This window comes from Hydrogenimonas sp. (assembly GCF_029933015.1).
Taxonomy (GTDB): domain Bacteria; phylum Campylobacterota; class Campylobacteria; order Campylobacterales; family Hydrogenimonadaceae; genus Hydrogenimonas.
Window position 1 is genome coordinate 1 of the sequence record NZ_JAOZOZ010000033.1, and the last position, 15,895, is coordinate 15,895.

A 15,895-nucleotide genomic window follows, 5' to 3' on the forward strand; every position below is an offset into this window, starting at 1 on the left:
AAGACGTCTTCTCTATCTCCGGACGTGGTACGGTCGTTACAGGACGTATCGAGCGCGGTAAAGTCTGCGTCGGCGACGAGATCGAGATCGTCGGTATCCGCGACACTCAGAAGACAACCGTTACAGGTGTCGAGATGTTCCGCAAAGAGATGGAGTGCGGTGAAGCCGGCGACAACTGTGGTGTTCTGCTCCGCGGTACGAAAAAAGAGGATGTCGAGCGCGGTATGGTTCTTTGTAAGCCCGGCTCCATCACGCCTCATACGAAATTCGAAGCGGAAATCTACGTTCTTACAAAAGAGGAAGGCGGACGCCACACTCCGTTCTTCAACGGATACCGCCCGCAGTTCTACGTACGTACGACTGACGTAACCGGCGCCATCACTCTTCCTGAGGGAACTGAAATGGTTATGCCTGGCGACAACGTGAAAATCACTGCAGAGCTCATCGCTCCGATCGCACTCGAAGAGGGTACACGCTTCGCGATCCGCGAAGGCGGACGTACTGTCGGTGCAGGTGTTGTTTCCAAGATCCTTGCATAATGAACCCATGAAGGCACCCTCCAACGGGCGCCTTCAACCCGAAGGATAAAACCAATGAGAATCAATATAGGACTGAAATGCAGCGAGTGTGGTGAGATCAACTACACGACGTCGAAAAATACGAAAACTCATACCGAAAAGTTTGAGACGAAAAAATATTGTCCGCGCTGCAACAAACACACACTTCACAAAGAAGTAAAACTCAAAAGCTAAACCCTTCAACGGGTTTCGCTTTTTTTACAGGGCAGTAGCTCCAATGGTAGAGCAACGGTCTCCAAAACCGTAGGTTGTGGGTTCGAGTCCCTCCTGCCCTGCCACCTTAAGGAAATGAAATCATGGAAAAATTGATTACCTATGTCAACCATGCTAAAATCGAACTATCCAAAGTAATTTTTCCAACAAAACTGCAGGTTCGTCAGGCGTTTTTCGCCGTTTTCGTCGTCGTGACGGTCGTCTCACTCTTTCTGGCACTGATCGACGTGATCATGTCCGCATCGCTTTCGGCGCTGATCTAAAGGGGTCGTGATGGCAGCGAAATGGTATGCGATCCAGACTTACGCAGGAAGTGAAAGAAGCGTCAAAAACGCGATCGAGACGATGGCCGAGCAGCTGGGGCTCCAGGACAAGATCGAAGAGATTGTCGTACCCACTGAAGACGTCATCGAAGTGAAAAACGGCAAAAAGAAGATCACCGAGAGATCACTCTATCCGGGATACGTCTTCGCGAAGATGGATCTGGATACCGATCTTTGGCACAAGATCCAGTCGCTTCCGAAAGTCTCACGTTTCATCGGCGAGCAGAAGAAACCGACGCCGCTGAGCGAAAAGGATGTCCAGAACATCCTCGACAAGGTCCAGAACCGGGCGGCTCCGAAACCGAAAATCTCTTTCGAGCCCGGCGAGATGGTACGGATCATCGACGGTCCGTTCGCCAACTTCACCGGTATGGTGGAGGAGTACGACCTCGAACACGGCAAACTGAAGCTCAACGTATCGATCTTCGGTCGAAGCACACCTGTGGAGATTCTTTACTCCCAGGTCGAAAAAATCATATAAATCAAACTCAATAGAAGGGAAACGCAATGGCAAAAAAAGTTGTTGACGAATTCAAATTGCAAATTCCTGCCGGGAAGGCGAATCCGTCTCCTCCGGTAGGTCCTGCGCTGGGTCAGCGTGGTGTGAACATCATGGAGTTCTGTAAGGCATTCAACGAGAAGACAAAAGATATGATGGGGTACAACATTCCCGTCGTCATCACCGTCTACTCCGACCGCAGCTTCACATTCATCACCAAGAAGCCTCCGGTCACCGACCTGATCAAAAAAGAGATCGGTCTGCAGAAAGGGAGTGACAACCCCCTGAAAAACAAGGTGGGTAAAATCACCCGAGAGCAGATCATGAACATCGTCAAGACGAAAATGGATGACCTGAACGCACACGACGAAGAGGCGGCCGCCAAGATTATCGAGGGAAGCTGCCGAAGTATGGGTGTCGAGGTCGTCGACTAAAAGATCTTCACCGCCAGATCCAAAAGATGCGGTAGCAAAAAATAAATTTGCGGAGTAAACAGATGTCCAAAAAACTTTCCAAACGGGTACAGAAGCTGCTCGAAAAAATCGATACGAACAAAACCTACTCAGTAGAAGAGGCGACAAAACTCGTCAAGGATCTTCAATCGGCCAAATTCGATGAAACCGTCGAGTTGGCCCTTCGCCTCAACGTCGACCCGCGACACGCCGATCAGATGGTACGTGGTGCAGTCGTCCTCCCCCACGGTACCGGAAAAAACGTCCGTGTCGCCGTTTTTGCCAAGGGTGCGAAAGCCGACGAAGCGAAAGAGGCCGGAGCCGATATCGTCGGTGCCGAAGATCTTGTCGAAGCGATTCAAAACGGTAACATCGATTTCGATATTGTCATTGCGACTCCCGATATGATGGGTCAGGTCGGTAAAATCGGCCGTATCCTCGGCCCCAAAGGCCTGATGCCGAACCCCAAAACCGGTACCGTCACGATGGATGTGGCCCAGGCCGTCAAGAACGCCAAGGGCGGTCAGGTCAACTTCCGTGTCGACAAAAAAGGTAACATCCATGCAGGTATCGGCAAAGCGAGTTTCGACGCAGAAAAACTCGCCGACAACCTCAGAGCTTTCGTCGCTGCGATCAACAAACAGAAGCCTGCGGCGGCCAAAGGGCGCTATATCCAAAACGCAGCCCTCTCGCTCACGATGAGCCCCTCCATCAAGCTCGACACCAACGAACTTATGGAGATCAAATAAGCGCAAAAGCGCTTTATCTTAGACTGGAGATAGTTAGGGGCGAAAGCTTAATCGGCACTGTGTGCCGCCCTTCTTGAAGTCTCGGTCGGAAAGGAGGAAACATGACCCGAAGCGAAAAAGAACAGCTGGTCGCGGAGCTCACCGACGCTTTCGGACAAGCCAACTGTATCGTCATCGTCGATTTCAAAGGGATGACGGTCAAAGAGATGGAAGGCTTCCGAAAAATCGGTTACGAAGCCGGACTGGGTGCGCGTGTCATCAAGAACACGCTTGCGAGCCTCGCATTCAAAAACGCGGGTATCGAAGGTGTCGAACTCGTCGATACCAACATGGCTGTCTGGGGTGAAGATCCGATCGCAACCGCCAAAGCTGTCGCGAAGTACGCCAAAGAGAACGACAAGTTCGTCATCAAAGGCGGCGTCATCGACAAACAGCCGGTGGATGCTGCGAAGATCGAAGAGTACAGCAAACTGGCGAGCAAAGAAGAGCTCCTCGGTATGCTTCTGTCCGTCTGGACGGCTCCGTTGCGCAACCTGGCGGCCGGTCTCGACAACCTGGCGAAGAAAAAAGAAGAAGAGGCTGCCTGAGCGCAGCGTAGAAAAAGTGGCTTAAAGCCAAAAAATATCTATCTAGGAGATAAAGATGGCAATTACTAAAGAAGAATTGTTCGAATATATTGAAGGTCTGTCTGTTCTCGAGCTCAACGAGCTCGTCAAAGAGTTCGAAGAGCGCTTCGGCGTCTCCGCGACTCCGATGGTCGTAGCCGGTGCCGCCGGTGGCGAAGCCGGTGGTGCAGCGGAAGAGAAAACTGAATTCGACGTCGTTCTGACAAGCCCGGGTGCGAAAAAGATCAACGTCATCAAAGTGGTCCGCGAAGTTACGGGTCTGGGACTCAAAGAGGCGAAAGAGGCTGTCGACAACGCTCCGACAACCATCAAAGAGGCTGTCAGCAAAGACGAAGCCGAAGAGCTCAAGAAGAAATTCGAAGAAGCTGGCGCGACTGTCGAAATTAAATAACAAATTAAAACATTTTTCTAAAGGGAAGATTCAATCTTCCCTTTATCCGTTTTACACTACACTATTAGCTTTACGCTTACCTATCGTACCGATCCGAGGTACTTCCTATGCAACACACTACTGAATGAGGTCTTAGCCCATGCTTAACAATCTTAAATCAGGAAACCGCTTACGTGTTGATTTTGCAAAGACTCCCCAGGAAATCGATGTTCCCAATCTCTTGCAACTTCAACAGAGCAGTTACGACAACTTTTTGATGATCGATGCCAAAGATCGCTCCCAAAGCGGAATTGAACATGTTTTCCGATCTATCTTCCCGATCCATGACCCTCAGAACCGACTGACCCTCGATTATGTAGGCAGTGAAATCACCAAGCCGAAATATACGGTCAGAGAGTGTATGGAACGCGGACTCACGTATGCCGTGTCGCTGAAGATGAAAGTCAGACTGACACTGTGGGAACGCAACGACAAGACAGGTGAGAAAACCGGTGTCAAAGATATCAAAGAACAGGCAATCTTCGTTCGAGATATTCCGCTGATGACCGATCGGACCTCCTTCATCATCAATGGTGTCGAACGCGTGGTCGTCAACCAGCTCCACCGGAGCCCCGGTGTCATCTTCAAAGAGGAAGAGGCGGCTACGGGAACCAACAAACTGCTCTATACGGCGCAGATCATTCCTGATCGCGGTTCGTGGCTCTACTTCGAATACGATGCGAAGGACATTCTCTATGTCCGTATCAACAAACGCAGAAAGATACCCGTCACGATTCTTTTCAGAGCACTCGGCTATACGAAGCAGGATATCCTCAAGCTCTTCTATCCTCTGATGAATATCCGTGTCAAGAACAACAAGTTCCTGATGCCTTTCAAACCGGAGAATTTCGCGGGACGTCTGGAGTACGACGTCAAGGACGAAGACGGCAACCTGATCATCGCAGCCGGCAAGCGCCTTTCGGCAAAACGTGCCAAAAAGCTGGTAGAAGACGGCCTCGAGTGGGTCGAATATCCTGTCGATGTCCTGATCGAGCGCCACCTGGCGGAGCCGATCATCGACCAGGAGAGCGGTGAAGTGCTGCTCGATACGTTGACGCAGCTTGATGAGAACAAGCTCAAGAAGATCCTCGAAAGCGGTGTCAAGGAGTTCGTCATCGCCGACGACCTGGCCGCCGGCGTGGACCAGTCGGTCATCAACGCCTTCCATGCCGATCAGGAGAGCCTGAAGCTTCTGCGTCAGACCGAAGGCATCGAGGACGAGAACGACCTCTCCGCCATCCGTATCTACAAGGTGATGAGACCCGGGGAGCCGGTCACCAAAGATGCGGCGAAAGCTTTCGTCAAGCAGCTCTTCTTCGATCCCGAGCGCTACGACCTCACCCGTGTCGGACGTATGAAGATGAACCACAAACTCGGTGTCGAAGTACCCGAGTACGTCACCGTCATGACCGACGAGGATATCATCAAGACGGTCCAGTACCTGATCCGTGTCAAGAACGGACGCGGCCATATCGACGACCGCGACCACCTGGGCAACCGTCGTATCCGTGCCATCGGCGAGCTTCTGGGGAACGAACTGCAGACGGGTCTGATCAAGATGCAGAAGGCGATCCGTGACAAGATGAGCACGATGAGCGGCAACCTGGACGAGCTGATGCCCCACGATCTGATCAACTCCAAGATGATCACCAACACGATTCTGGAGTTCTTCACCAGCGGACAGCTCAGCCAGTTCATGGACCAGACCAACCCGCTTTCGGAAGTGACCCACAAACGTCGTCTTTCGGCACTTGGAGAGGGCGGTCTCGTCAAAGAGCGCGCCGGCTTCGAAGTGCGGGACGTCCACCCCACCCACTACGGCCGTATCTGTCCCATCGAGACGCCGGAAGGTCAGAACATCGGTCTGATCAACACGTTGGCCTCCTACGCGAAGGTCAACGATCTGGGCTTCATCGAGTCGCCCTACAAAAAGGTCGTAGACGGCAAAGTGACAAACGACGTCGTCTACATGACGGCGACCCAGGAGGAGGGCCTGACGATCGCGCCGGCCAGTACGAAGCTCGATGAAGAGGGACATATCGTCGAGGATCTGATCGAAGCGCGCCGGGACGGAGAGATCATTCTGGTCGACCGCAGCGAGATCGACTACATCGACCTGAGTCCGTTGATGGTCGTCGGTGTGGCGGCGAGCCTGATTCCGTTCCTCGAGCACGACGACGCCAACCGGGCCCTGATGGGATCGAACATGCAGCGGCAGGGTGTACCGCTTCTCATTTCCGACGCGCCGATCGTGGGCACGGGTGTCGAGAAACTGATCGCCCGCGACGCCTGGGTCAGCATCAAGGCCAGACGCGCCGGTATCGTCGAGAAGATCGACTCCAAAAACATCTATATCATGGGCGAGGACGAAGAGGGCGCCTTCATCGACCACTACAGCCTGCAGAAGAACATGCGGACCAACCAGAACACCACCTTCACCCAGCGCCCCATCGTCAAGAAGGGCGACAGGGTCGAAGCGGGTCAGGTCATCGCCGACGGTCCGAACATGGATCAGGGCGAGCTGGCCATCGGAAAGAACATCATGGTCGCTTTCATGCCCTGGAACGGCTACAACTTCGAGGACGCGATCGTCGTCAGCGAAAAGCTGATCCGTGAAGACACCTTCACCTCGGTCCATATCTACGAAAAAGAGGTGGAAGCCAGAGAGCTCAAGCACGGTGTCGAAGAGATCACACGTGACATTCCCAACGTCCGGGAAGAGGATCTGGGGCATCTGGACGAGAGCGGTATCGTCAAGATCGGTACCTACATCAAGCCGGGCATGATCATGGTCGGAAAGGTCTCTCCCAAAGGTGAGGTCAAACCGACTCCCGAAGAGCGCCTGCTGCGCGCGATCTTCGGTGAAAAGGCGGGCCACGTGGTCAACAAATCCCTCTACTGCCCGCCGTCGATGGAGGGTGTCGTCGTCGACGTCAAGATCTTCACGAAGAAAGGGTACGAAAAGGACCAGCGAGCCATCCGCGCCTACGAAGAGGAGAAGGCCGAACTCGACCGCGAACACCACGACAAACTGCTGATGCTCGACCGGGAGGAGATGCTGCGCATCCACTCGCTGCTGGGCAACGCGACCCTCGAGAGCGATGTCGAGATCAACGGCAAGACTTTCAAGGCGGGTGAGAAGATCGGCAAAGAGGAGCTCGAAAACGTCAACCGTTTCGCCCTCAGCGCCATCGCCAAACACTTTCCGGAGGAGATCCAGCACAAATACGAATCTCTGAAAAACTATTTCCAAAGAGAGAAACGCAAACTCCGTGAAGAGCACGAAGAGAAACTGAACATTCTCGAAAAAGACGACATTCTGCCCAACGGCGTCACGAAACTGGTCAAAGTCTACATCGCCACCAAGCGCAAGCTCAAAGTCGGCGACAAGATGGCGGGGCGCCACGGTAACAAGGGTATCGTCTCCAACATCGTTCCCGAGATGGATATGCCCTATCTCGAGGACGGTACGCCGGTCGAGATCATCCTCAACCCCCTGGGGGTTCCCTCGCGTATGAACATCGGACAGATTCTGGAGGTCCACCTGGGTCTGGTGGGCAAGCGTCTGGGAGAGCAGATCCAGGCGATCTTCGACGAGAAGAAAGAGGATTTCGTCAAGGAACTCCGCACCAAAATGGAAGAGATCGCCGACGTGGCGAAACTGATGAACGCCAAAGAGATGCTGGCGAGCATGAGCGACGAAGAGCTGATCAAATATGCCCGCGACTGGAGCAAAGGTGTCCGCTTCGCGACACCGGTCTTCGAGAGTGTCAACGCAGAAGAGTTCGCGAAACTCTTCGAAATGGCGAAGATCGACTCGGATGGCAAATGCGTCCTCTACGACGGCAAAACCGGCGAGCGGATGAAAGAGCGTGTCAACGTAGGCTACATGTACATGCTCAAACTCCACCACCTGGTCGACGAGAAGATGCACGCCCGATCCACCGGCCCCTACAGTCTGGTCACCCAGCAGCCTGTCGGCGGTAAGGCGCTCTTCGGAGGCCAGCGCTTCGGTGAGATGGAGGTCTGGGCACTGGAGGCCTACGGTGCCGCCAACGTACTCAAAGAGATGCTGACGATCAAATCGGACGACGTCGACGGACGTGTACGTGCCTACAAGGCGATCACCCGCGGCGAAAACGTGCCGCCTGCGGGCATCCCCGAAACGCTGTTCGTTCTTGCGAAAGAACTTCAGTCCCTTGCACTTGATGTAGAGCTTTTAGATGAGGAAGAAGAGAATGAAGAAACTGATACCCATTGAAGTAACGGAAGAGAATCGCCCCAAAGATATCAAGGCGATTCAGCTCAGACTGGCGAGCCCCGAAAAGATCCTCTCCTGGAGCTTCGGTGAAGTCAAAAAGCCCGAGACGATCAACTATCGTACGCTCAAACCCGAGCGGGACGGACTCTTCTGCGCGAAGATCTTCGGCCCGGTCCGCGACTACGAGTGTCTCTGCGGCAAATACAAGAAGATGCGCTACAAAGGCGTCGTCTGTGAAAAGTGTGGTGTCGAAGTCACGAGCTCCAAGGTACGCCGCTACCGCATGGGACACATCGACCTGGTCACCCCGGTGGCGCATATCTGGTACGTCAACTCCCTGCCCAGCCGTATCGGTACGCTGCTGGGTGTCAAGATGAAAGACCTCGAGCGTGTACTCTACTACGAAGCCTACATCGTTGAAAATCCGGGCGAAGCGAGCTACGACAACGAAGGGAAAGCGCCGGTTCTGAAGTACGACATCCTCAACGAGGAGCAGTATCAGTCTCTCTATACCCGTTTCGTCGACAGCGGTTTCCATGCCGAAATGGGCGGCGAGGTGATCAAGCGGCTGCTGGCCGATCTGGACCTGGCGGAACTTTTCCACACCCTCAAGGAGGAGGTCGAGAAGACAGGAAGCGAAGCGAAGCGCAAGACGCTTGTCAAACGTCTCAAAGTGATCGAATCCTTCCTCAATTCCAACAACCGCCCCGAGTGGATGATGCTCGATGTCCTGCCGGTCCTTCCGCCCGATCTGCGCCCGCTGGTGGCGCTCGATGGCGGAAAGTTCGCCGTATCCGACGTCAACGACCTCTACCGCCGCGTCATCAACCGCAACCAGCGCCTCAAGCGCCTGATGGAGCTCGACGCGCCGGAGATCATCATCCGCAACGAAAAGCGGATGCTGCAGGAGGCGGTCGATGCCCTCTTCGACAACGGACGCCGAGGCAATGCCGTCAAGGGAGCCAACAAACGCCCCCTCAAGTCGCTCAGCGAAGTGATCAAGGGAAAACAGGGCCGTTTCCGTCAGAACCTTCTGGGTAAACGGGTCGACTTCTCCGGTCGTTCGGTCATCGTCGTGGGTCCGAACCTGCGGATGGATCAGTGCGGTCTGCCCAAGAATATGGCGCTGGAGCTCTTCAAGCCGCACCTGCTGGCCAAACTGGAGGAGAAGGGCTACGCCACGACGCTCAAAGCCGCCAAGAACATGATCGAGAAGCGGACCAACGAAGTGTGGGAGTGTCTGCAGGAGATCGTCGACGAGTATCCGGTGATGCTCAACCGTGCGCCGACGCTGCACAAACTCTCGATCCAGGCTTTCCACCCGGTTCTGATCGACGGCAAGGCGATCCAGCTCCATCCTCTCGTCTGTGCGGCCTTCAACGCCGACTTCGACGGTGACCAGATGGCGGTTCACGTACCGCTCAGCCAGGAGGCGATCGCCGAATGTAAGCTGCTGATGCTCAGCTCCATGAACATCCTGCTGCCCGCCAGCGGCAAGGCGATCACGGTACCGAGCCAGGATATGATTCTGGGTCTTTATTACCTCTCCCTCGAGCGCAAAGACGTCAAGGGCTCCAACAAGCTCTTCGCCAACGTCAAGGAGGTGTTGACGGCACTCGACGGCGAGCACCTGGATATCAACGCCCGGGTCCGTACGATGGTCGACGGCCGTGTCGTCTACACGACGGCGGGCCGCCTGATTCTCAAGTCGATCCTGCCCGATTTCGTTCCCGAGCATATGTGGAACAAGGTTCTGAAGAAGAAGGATATCGGCGCGCTGATCGACTACGTCTACAAATTCGGCGGTCTCGAAATCTCCGCCGAGTTCCTGGACAACCTCAAGGATCTCGGCTTCAAATACGCCACGATGGCGGGTATCTCGATTTCGGCCGACGATATCCGGATTCCGGACGAGAAATACAGACTGGTCGAAGAGGCCAAGAAGCGCGTCCGTGAAATCCAGCAGCAGTACAGCGCGGGACTTCTGACCGAGCAGGAGCGCTACAACAAGATCGTCGACGTCTGGACCGACACCAACAACGCCGTCGCCGAAGCGATGATGAAGCTGATCCGCGAAGACAAGGACGGCTTCAACTCGATCTTCATGATGGCCGACTCGGGTGCGCGGGGTTCTGCGGCACAGATCCGCCAGCTCGCCGGTATGCGGGGTCTGATGGCCAAACCGGACGGTTCGATCATCGAAACGCCGATCGTCTCGAACTTCAAGGAGGGGCTGAACGTTCTGGAGTACTTCATCTCCACCCACGGTGCCCGTAAGGGTCTCGCGGATACGGCTCTCAAGACGGCCAACGCCGGTTATCTGACCCGTAAACTGATCGACGTTTCCCAGAACGTCAAAGTCACGATGGACGACTGCGGCACCCACGAAGGGGTCGAAATCACCGATATCACGATCGGTTCGGAGATGATCGAACCCCTCGAAGACCGTGTCCATGGTCGCGTTCTGGCCGACGACGTGATCGACCCGATCTCCAACGAGATCCTTATCTCCGAAGGAACGCTGATCGACGACGAGAAGGCGCAGCTGATCAAGGATGCCGGCGTGCGCGCCGTCACGATCCGCACACCGATCACCTGTAAAGCGCCCAACGGCGTCTGTGCCAAATGCTACGGCCTCAACATGGGCGAGGGCAAGCTGGTCAAGGTAGGCGAGGCGATCGGTATCATCGCGGCCCAGTCGATCGGTGAGCCGGGTACCCAGCTGACGCTGCGTACCTTCCACATCGGTGGTACCGCATCGAGCGAAAAAGCCGAGCGTCAGGCTGTCGCGACCAAAGAGGGCTTTATCCGCTACTACAACCTCAAAACCTACACCAACAGCGAAGGCAAGCTGCTGGTGGCCAACCGCCGAAACGCCGGTATTCTGCTTGTCGAGCCGAAGATCAAGGCGCCTTTCGCGGGTGAGTTGACGGTCCAGACAGTGCACGAAGAGGTGATTTTGACCCTCAAAAACGGTGACGAGAAGATCCGATACGCTCTGCGCAAGTCCGATGTGGCCAAGCCCAACGAACTGGCGGGTGTCAGCGGAAAGATCGAAGGGAAGTTCTATCTCCCGTATACCAGTGGAACGAAAGTCGAAGAGCGCGATTCGATCGTCGAAGTGATCAAAGACGGCTGGAACGTGCCAAACCGTATCCCCTACGCGGCGGAACTGCGGGTCAAAGACGGCGCGCCGGTCACCCAGACGATCAAAGCGGGGGAGAACGGAACCCTGAAATACTTCCAGCTCAGGGGCGACTACCTCGAGCGTTACAAGGGCGTCAAAGAGGGCGACAAAATCGAGGAGAAAGGGCTCTTCGCCGTCGTCGCCGACAGCGAAGGCCGGGAAGCGAACCGCCACTATATCGCGCGCGGTTCCATCATCAAGGTAGGTGACGACGAGCAGGTCACGGCCGATACCGTCATCGCCGAACCTGCGGGAACCGAGCATACGATCATCGCCGAGTGGGACCCCTATACCGATCCGATCATCGCGGAAGCCAACGGCAAGGTGACTTTCGAGGACATCATTCCGGGTATCACAGCCAGCGAGCAGTTCGACGAGATCACCGGTCAGACACGTCTGGAGATCAACGAATACACCCCGCCGGGCTACAAACCTACTATCGTTCTGGCGACGGAGGAGGGTACGATCATCCGATATGCAATGGAGCCGAAGACGGCGATCTTCGTCCAGGACGGCCAGGATGTCCATATCGCCGACATCATCGCGAAGACCCCGAAAGCTGTCGCCAAATCCCGCGACATCACCGGGGGTCTTCCGCGTGTTTCCGAGCTCTTCGAAGCGCGCCGGCCCAAAGATCCGGCACTCATCGCCGAGATCGACGGTGTCGTCGCCTTCGGCAAGCCGCTGCGGGGCAAGGAACGAATCATCATCACCGGTGAAAACGGTCAGACCAGCGAGTATCTGGTCGATAAAAACCGCCAGATTCTCGTCCACAACGGCGAATTCGTCCATGCCGGCGAGAAACTGACCGACGGTACGGTCAGCAGCCACGACATCCTGAGAATTCTGGGAGAGAAGGCGCTGCACTACTACATGGTCAGCGAGATCCAGCAGGTCTACCGCCGACAGGGGGTCAACATCTCCGACAAGCACATCGAGATCATCTACTCCCAGATGCTGCGCCAGGTACGTATCGTCGACAGCGGCAACACGAAATTCATCGCGGGCGACCTGGTGAGCCGACGGCAGTTCGCCGAAGAGAACGAGAGGATCATGAAACTCGGCGGCGAGCCGGCCATAGCGGAACCGGTGCTGGTGGGTATCACCCGGGCGGCGGTCAGCTCCGACAGCTTCATTTCGGCGGCATCCTTCCAGGATACGACGAAAGTCCTGACGGAAGCGAGCATCTCGGCCAAGATCGATCCGCTGGAGGATCTGAAGGAAAACGTCATCATCGGTCGTCTCATTCCGGTCGGTACGGGTCTCTATCGACAGGAGAACGTCAAGATCTCCGTCGGGGAGGAGTGATCTTTTAGGATTCCTTCCTCCGGGCGGGATAGCGTTGCGGGTATCTGCTGTCGGAGTAGACGGCAAATACCCACATAAGATACAAAAAATTAAAAGTTACTTAATTTAAGTTAAATATAATATTTGTTTGGCTATTATTTGCCATCAATTTTGAGAAATCTATCTGCAAGAAAGGAATTTTGAGTGCCTACCATTAACCAATTGGTTCGAAAAGAACGCAAAAAGGTCATCAAAAAATCGAAGTCTCCGGCACTGGTCAAGTGTCCGCAGCGACGCGGCGTCTGTACGCGCGTCTACACCACGACACCGAAAAAACCGAACTCGGCGCTTCGTAAAGTCGCGAAAGTCCGCCTCACCAGCGGATTCGAAGTGATCAGCTACATCCCCGGCGAGGGACACAACCTGCAAGAGCACAGTATCGTACTCGTACGCGGAGGCCGTGTCAAAGACCTTCCGGGTGTCAAGTACCACATCGTCCGCGGTGCACTCGATACGGCAGGTGTCGCAAACCGCCGCGTATCACGCTCCAAATATGGTGCGAAGCGCCCCAAATAATTCAAGAATATAAGAGGAAAACAGAATGAGAAGACGACGAGCACCAGTTCGTGAAGTGATGCCTGACCCGATTTACAACAGTAAAGTGGTCACCAAGTTTATCAACGGGATCATGCTGGATGGGAAGAAATCCGTTGCTGAAACAGTAATGTACAGTGCTTTGAAGATCGCCGAGGAGAAGACCGGCAAAAAAGGGATCGAGATCTTCGACGAAGCGATCGAAAACGTCAAACCCTTGATGGAAGTCAAAAGCCGACGCGTCGGCGGCGCCACCTATCAGGTGCCGATCGAAGTCCGTCCGGTTCGCCAGCAGGCACTCGCGATCCGATGGATCATCGACGCGGCGCGCAAACGCAACGAGCGCACGATGGCGGCACGCCTCGCCAACGAGCTGATCGAAGCGAGCGAAAAACGCGGCGCGGCCTACAAGAAAAAAGAAGACACCTACAAAATGGCAGAGGCGAACAAAGCGTTCGCCCACTACCGATGGTAAGCGACTCAGACCTTTACTTGTCTACACGCTCCGGACGGGCTTTGCCCGTTTGGAGTTTTTTAAACTACGATTTGTTATAATCCCCCAAATTTTACCAACGTTAAAAGGAAAACCAGATGGCACGAAAAACCCCCATTGAACGTGTACGAAACATCGGTATCGCCGCCCACATCGATGCCGGTAAAACGACGACGACAGAGCGTATCCTCTACTATACCGGTCTGTCACACAAAATCGGCGAGGTCCATGACGGTGCCGCGACGATGGACTGGATGGAGCAGGAGCAGGAGCGCGGTATCACCATCACCTCCGCAGCGACGACATGTTTCTGGAAAAATCACCAGATCAACATCATCGACACCCCGGGCCACGTCGACTTCACGATCGAAGTCGAGCGCTCCATGCGTGTCCTCGACGGTGCCGTAGCGGTCTTCTGTGCCGTCGGCGGCGTTCAGCCCCAGTCTGAAACCGTATGGCGCCAGGCCAACAAATACGGCGTACCCCGCATGGCTTTCGTCAACAAGATGGACCGTGTCGGTGCGGACTTCTTCGAAGTCGAGCGCCAGATCAAAGAGCGTCTCAAGTCCAACGCCGTACCGATTCAGATTCCTATCGGTGCCGAAGACGACTTTAAGGGCGTCGTCGACCTGGTGACGATGAAAGCGATCATCTGGGAAGACGAAGGTTTCGGACAGAAATTCGAAGTGACCGACATTCCCGCCGATCTGGTCGAAAAAGCCGAAGAGTACCGCGAAAAGCTGATCGAAGCGGTCGCGGAGACCAGTGAAGATCTGATGGAGAAATACTTCGGCGGCGAAGAGCTGACCGAAGAGGAGATCAAGAAGGGTATCAAACAGGCGACACTCGACATGACGATGGTTCCGATGCTCTGCGGTACCGCCTTCAAAAACAAGGGTGTCCAGCCGATGCTCGACGCCGTCGTCGACTACCTGCCGGCTCCGACGGAAGTCAAGAACATCCACGGAGAAGACATGGAAGGCAATCCGGTGGAGATCAAGTCCACCGATGACGGCCCGTTCGCGGCACTGGCGTTCAAGATCATGACCGACCCCTTCGTCGGACAGCTCACCTTCATCCGCGTCTACCGCGGTATCGTGGAAGCGGGAAGCTACGTCTACAACTCGACCAAAGGCAAAAAAGAGCGCATCGGCCGTCTGCTGAAGATGCACTCCAACAAGCGTGAAGAGATCAAAGAGCTCTACGCCGGCGAGATCGGCGCCTGTGTCGGTCTGAAGTCGACACTGACGGGTGATACCCTGTGCGACGAAAAAGAGAAAGTGATCCTCGAGCGCATGGAGTTCCCCGATCCGGTCATCTCCGTCGCCGTCGAGCCGAAGACCAAAGCGGATCAGGAGAAGATGTCCATCGCCCTTCAGAAACTGGCCGAGGAAGATCCGAGCTTCCGCGTTCACACCGACGAGGAGAGCGGCCAGACCATCATCTCCGGTATGGGCGAGCTGCACCTGGAGATCATCGTCGACCGTATGATGCGCGAATTCAAGGTCGAAGCGGAAGTGGGACAGCCCCAGGTCGCCTACCGCGAAACGATCAAGAACCCGGTCGAGCAGGAGTACAAGTACGCCAAGCAGTCCGGCGGTCGCGGTCAGTACGGCCACGTCTTCCTGAAGCTCGAGCCGATGGAGCCGGGCAGCGGATACGAGTTCGTCGACGCGATCAAGGGCGGTGTCGTACCGCGCGAATACATCCCGGCCGTCGACAAAGGTGTGCAGGAAGCGATGCAAAACGGTGTCCTGGCCGGCTACCCCGTCGAAGACGTCAAGGTCACACTGTACGACGGTAGCTACCACGATGTCGACTCCAGCGAAATGGCCTTCAAACTGGCCGGCTCCATGTGTTTCAAAGAGGGTGCCAAAAAAGCCAACCCGATCATCCTCGAGCCGATCATGAAGGTCGAAGTCGAAGTCCCCGAAGAGTACATGGGTGACGTCATCGGCGACCTGAACCGACGCCGCGGACAGATCAACAGCATGGAAGACCGCCACGGCAACAAGATCGTCAACGCCTTCGTTCCTCTTGCAGAAATGTTCGGTTACTCGACCGATCTCCGCTCTGCAACACAGGGACGCGGCACCTACGCGATGGAGTTCGACCACTACGAAGAGGTTCCGAAAAACGTCGCCGACGAAATCATCAAAAAGCGTAACGGCTAATCGAAAAACCGGGGACTTCCCCGGTTTTT

At 55.1% G+C, this 15,895-nt stretch carries 13 protein-coding genes and 1 tRNA gene; all 14 read left to right on the forward strand.

Translation table 11 applies throughout. The features are described from left to right. On the forward strand, nt 1-539 hold a 539-nt coding region (locus tag Q1K23_RS03845), incomplete at its 5' end, for an EF-Tu/IF-2/RF-3 family GTPase (RefSeq protein ID WP_300362620.1). A gap of 54 nt (nt 540-593) precedes the next feature. Beyond that, nucleotides 594-752 (forward strand): 50S ribosomal protein L33, encoded by a 159-nt coding sequence (gene rpmG / locus Q1K23_RS03850; RefSeq protein ID WP_300362621.1) that lies wholly within the window; start codon nt 594-596, stop codon nt 750-752. Nucleotides 753-780: 28 nt separating this feature from the next. Then, nucleotides 781-856 (forward strand) — tRNA-Trp (locus Q1K23_RS03855). An 18-nt stretch (nt 857-874) separates the two neighbouring features. Beyond that, nucleotides 875-1,054 (forward strand): preprotein translocase subunit SecE, encoded by a 180-nt coding sequence (gene secE, locus Q1K23_RS03860; RefSeq protein ID WP_300362623.1) that lies wholly within the window; start codon nt 875-877, stop codon nt 1,052-1,054. 10 nt (nt 1,055-1,064) lie between these two features. Continuing rightward, nucleotides 1,065-1,595 carry a transcription termination/antitermination protein NusG gene (gene nusG, locus Q1K23_RS03865; RefSeq protein WP_300362624.1) on the forward strand — a complete coding sequence of 177 codons (531 nt, stop codon included), beginning with the start codon at nt 1,065-1,067 and terminating at the stop codon, nt 1,593-1,595. Nucleotides 1,596-1,621: 26 nt separating this feature from the next. Next, entirely contained in the window at nt 1,622-2,047 is a 426-nt protein-coding gene (rplK, locus tag Q1K23_RS03870) for a 50S ribosomal protein L11 (RefSeq protein WP_300362625.1), read from the forward strand. Nucleotides 2,048-2,109: 62 nt separating this feature from the next. Further along, complete coding sequence (gene rplA / locus Q1K23_RS03875) at nt 2,110-2,814, forward strand: 50S ribosomal protein L1 (RefSeq protein ID WP_300362626.1); 705 nt, start codon at nt 2,110-2,112, stop codon at nt 2,812-2,814. A gap of 101 nt (nt 2,815-2,915) precedes the next feature. After that, entirely contained in the window at nt 2,916-3,401 is a 486-nt protein-coding gene (gene rplJ, locus Q1K23_RS03880; RefSeq protein WP_300362627.1) for a 50S ribosomal protein L10, read from the forward strand. Between the two features lie 55 nt (nt 3,402-3,456). Further along, nucleotides 3,457-3,831 carry a 50S ribosomal protein L7/L12 gene (gene rplL / locus Q1K23_RS03885; RefSeq protein ID WP_300362628.1) on the forward strand — a complete coding sequence of 125 codons (375 nt, stop codon included), beginning with the start codon at nt 3,457-3,459 and terminating at the stop codon, nt 3,829-3,831. A 139-nt stretch (nt 3,832-3,970) separates the two neighbouring features. Beyond that, nucleotides 3,971-8,131: a DNA-directed RNA polymerase subunit beta gene (gene rpoB, locus Q1K23_RS03890; protein ID WP_300362629.1), complete on the forward strand. Its 4,161-nt coding sequence runs from the start codon at nt 3,971-3,973 to the stop codon at nt 8,129-8,131. After that, on the forward strand, nt 8,109-12,626 hold the full coding sequence (rpoC, locus tag Q1K23_RS03895; RefSeq protein WP_300362630.1) for a DNA-directed RNA polymerase subunit beta': 4,518 nt from the start codon (nt 8,109-8,111) through the stop codon (nt 12,624-12,626). The genes rpoB and rpoC overlap by 23 nt, the downstream gene beginning before the upstream one ends. A gap of 183 nt (nt 12,627-12,809) precedes the next feature. Next, nucleotides 12,810-13,181 (forward strand): 30S ribosomal protein S12, encoded by a 372-nt coding sequence (gene rpsL, locus Q1K23_RS03900; RefSeq protein WP_092910275.1) that lies wholly within the window; start codon nt 12,810-12,812, stop codon nt 13,179-13,181. Between the two features lie 25 nt (nt 13,182-13,206). After that, a complete protein-coding gene (gene rpsG / locus Q1K23_RS03905) occupies nt 13,207-13,674 on the forward strand; it encodes a 30S ribosomal protein S7 (RefSeq protein WP_300362631.1) in 468 nt (155 codons plus the stop codon). A gap of 116 nt (nt 13,675-13,790) precedes the next feature. Beyond that, nucleotides 13,791-15,866: an elongation factor G gene (fusA, locus tag Q1K23_RS03910; protein ID WP_300362632.1), complete on the forward strand. Its 2,076-nt coding sequence runs from the start codon at nt 13,791-13,793 to the stop codon at nt 15,864-15,866. Nucleotides 15,867-15,895 lie beyond the last annotated feature (29 nt).

Bases quoted from the DNA above. Each gene is read 5' to 3' on its own strand.
- rpmG (WP_300362621.1), top strand. From the start codon at position 594: ATGAGAATCAATATAGGACTGAAATGCAGCGAGTGTGGTGAGATCAAC.
- secE (WP_300362623.1), top strand. From the start codon at position 875: ATGGAAAAATTGATTACCTATGTCAACCATGCTAAAATCGAACTATCC.
- nusG (WP_300362624.1), top strand. From the start codon at position 1,065: ATGGCAGCGAAATGGTATGCGATCCAGACTTACGCAGGAAGTGAAAGA.
- rplK (WP_300362625.1), top strand. From the start codon at position 1,622: ATGGCAAAAAAAGTTGTTGACGAATTCAAATTGCAAATTCCTGCCGGG.
- rplA (WP_300362626.1), top strand. From the start codon at position 2,110: ATGTCCAAAAAACTTTCCAAACGGGTACAGAAGCTGCTCGAAAAAATC.
- rplJ (WP_300362627.1), top strand. From the start codon at position 2,916: ATGACCCGAAGCGAAAAAGAACAGCTGGTCGCGGAGCTCACCGACGCT.
- rplL (WP_300362628.1), top strand. From the start codon at position 3,457: ATGGCAATTACTAAAGAAGAATTGTTCGAATATATTGAAGGTCTGTCT.
- rpoB (WP_300362629.1), top strand. From the start codon at position 3,971: ATGCTTAACAATCTTAAATCAGGAAACCGCTTACGTGTTGATTTTGCA.
- rpoC (WP_300362630.1), top strand. From the start codon at position 8,109: ATGAAGAAACTGATACCCATTGAAGTAACGGAAGAGAATCGCCCCAAA.
- rpsG (WP_300362631.1), top strand. From the start codon at position 13,207: ATGAGAAGACGACGAGCACCAGTTCGTGAAGTGATGCCTGACCCGATT.
- fusA (WP_300362632.1), top strand. From the start codon at position 13,791: ATGGCACGAAAAACCCCCATTGAACGTGTACGAAACATCGGTATCGCC.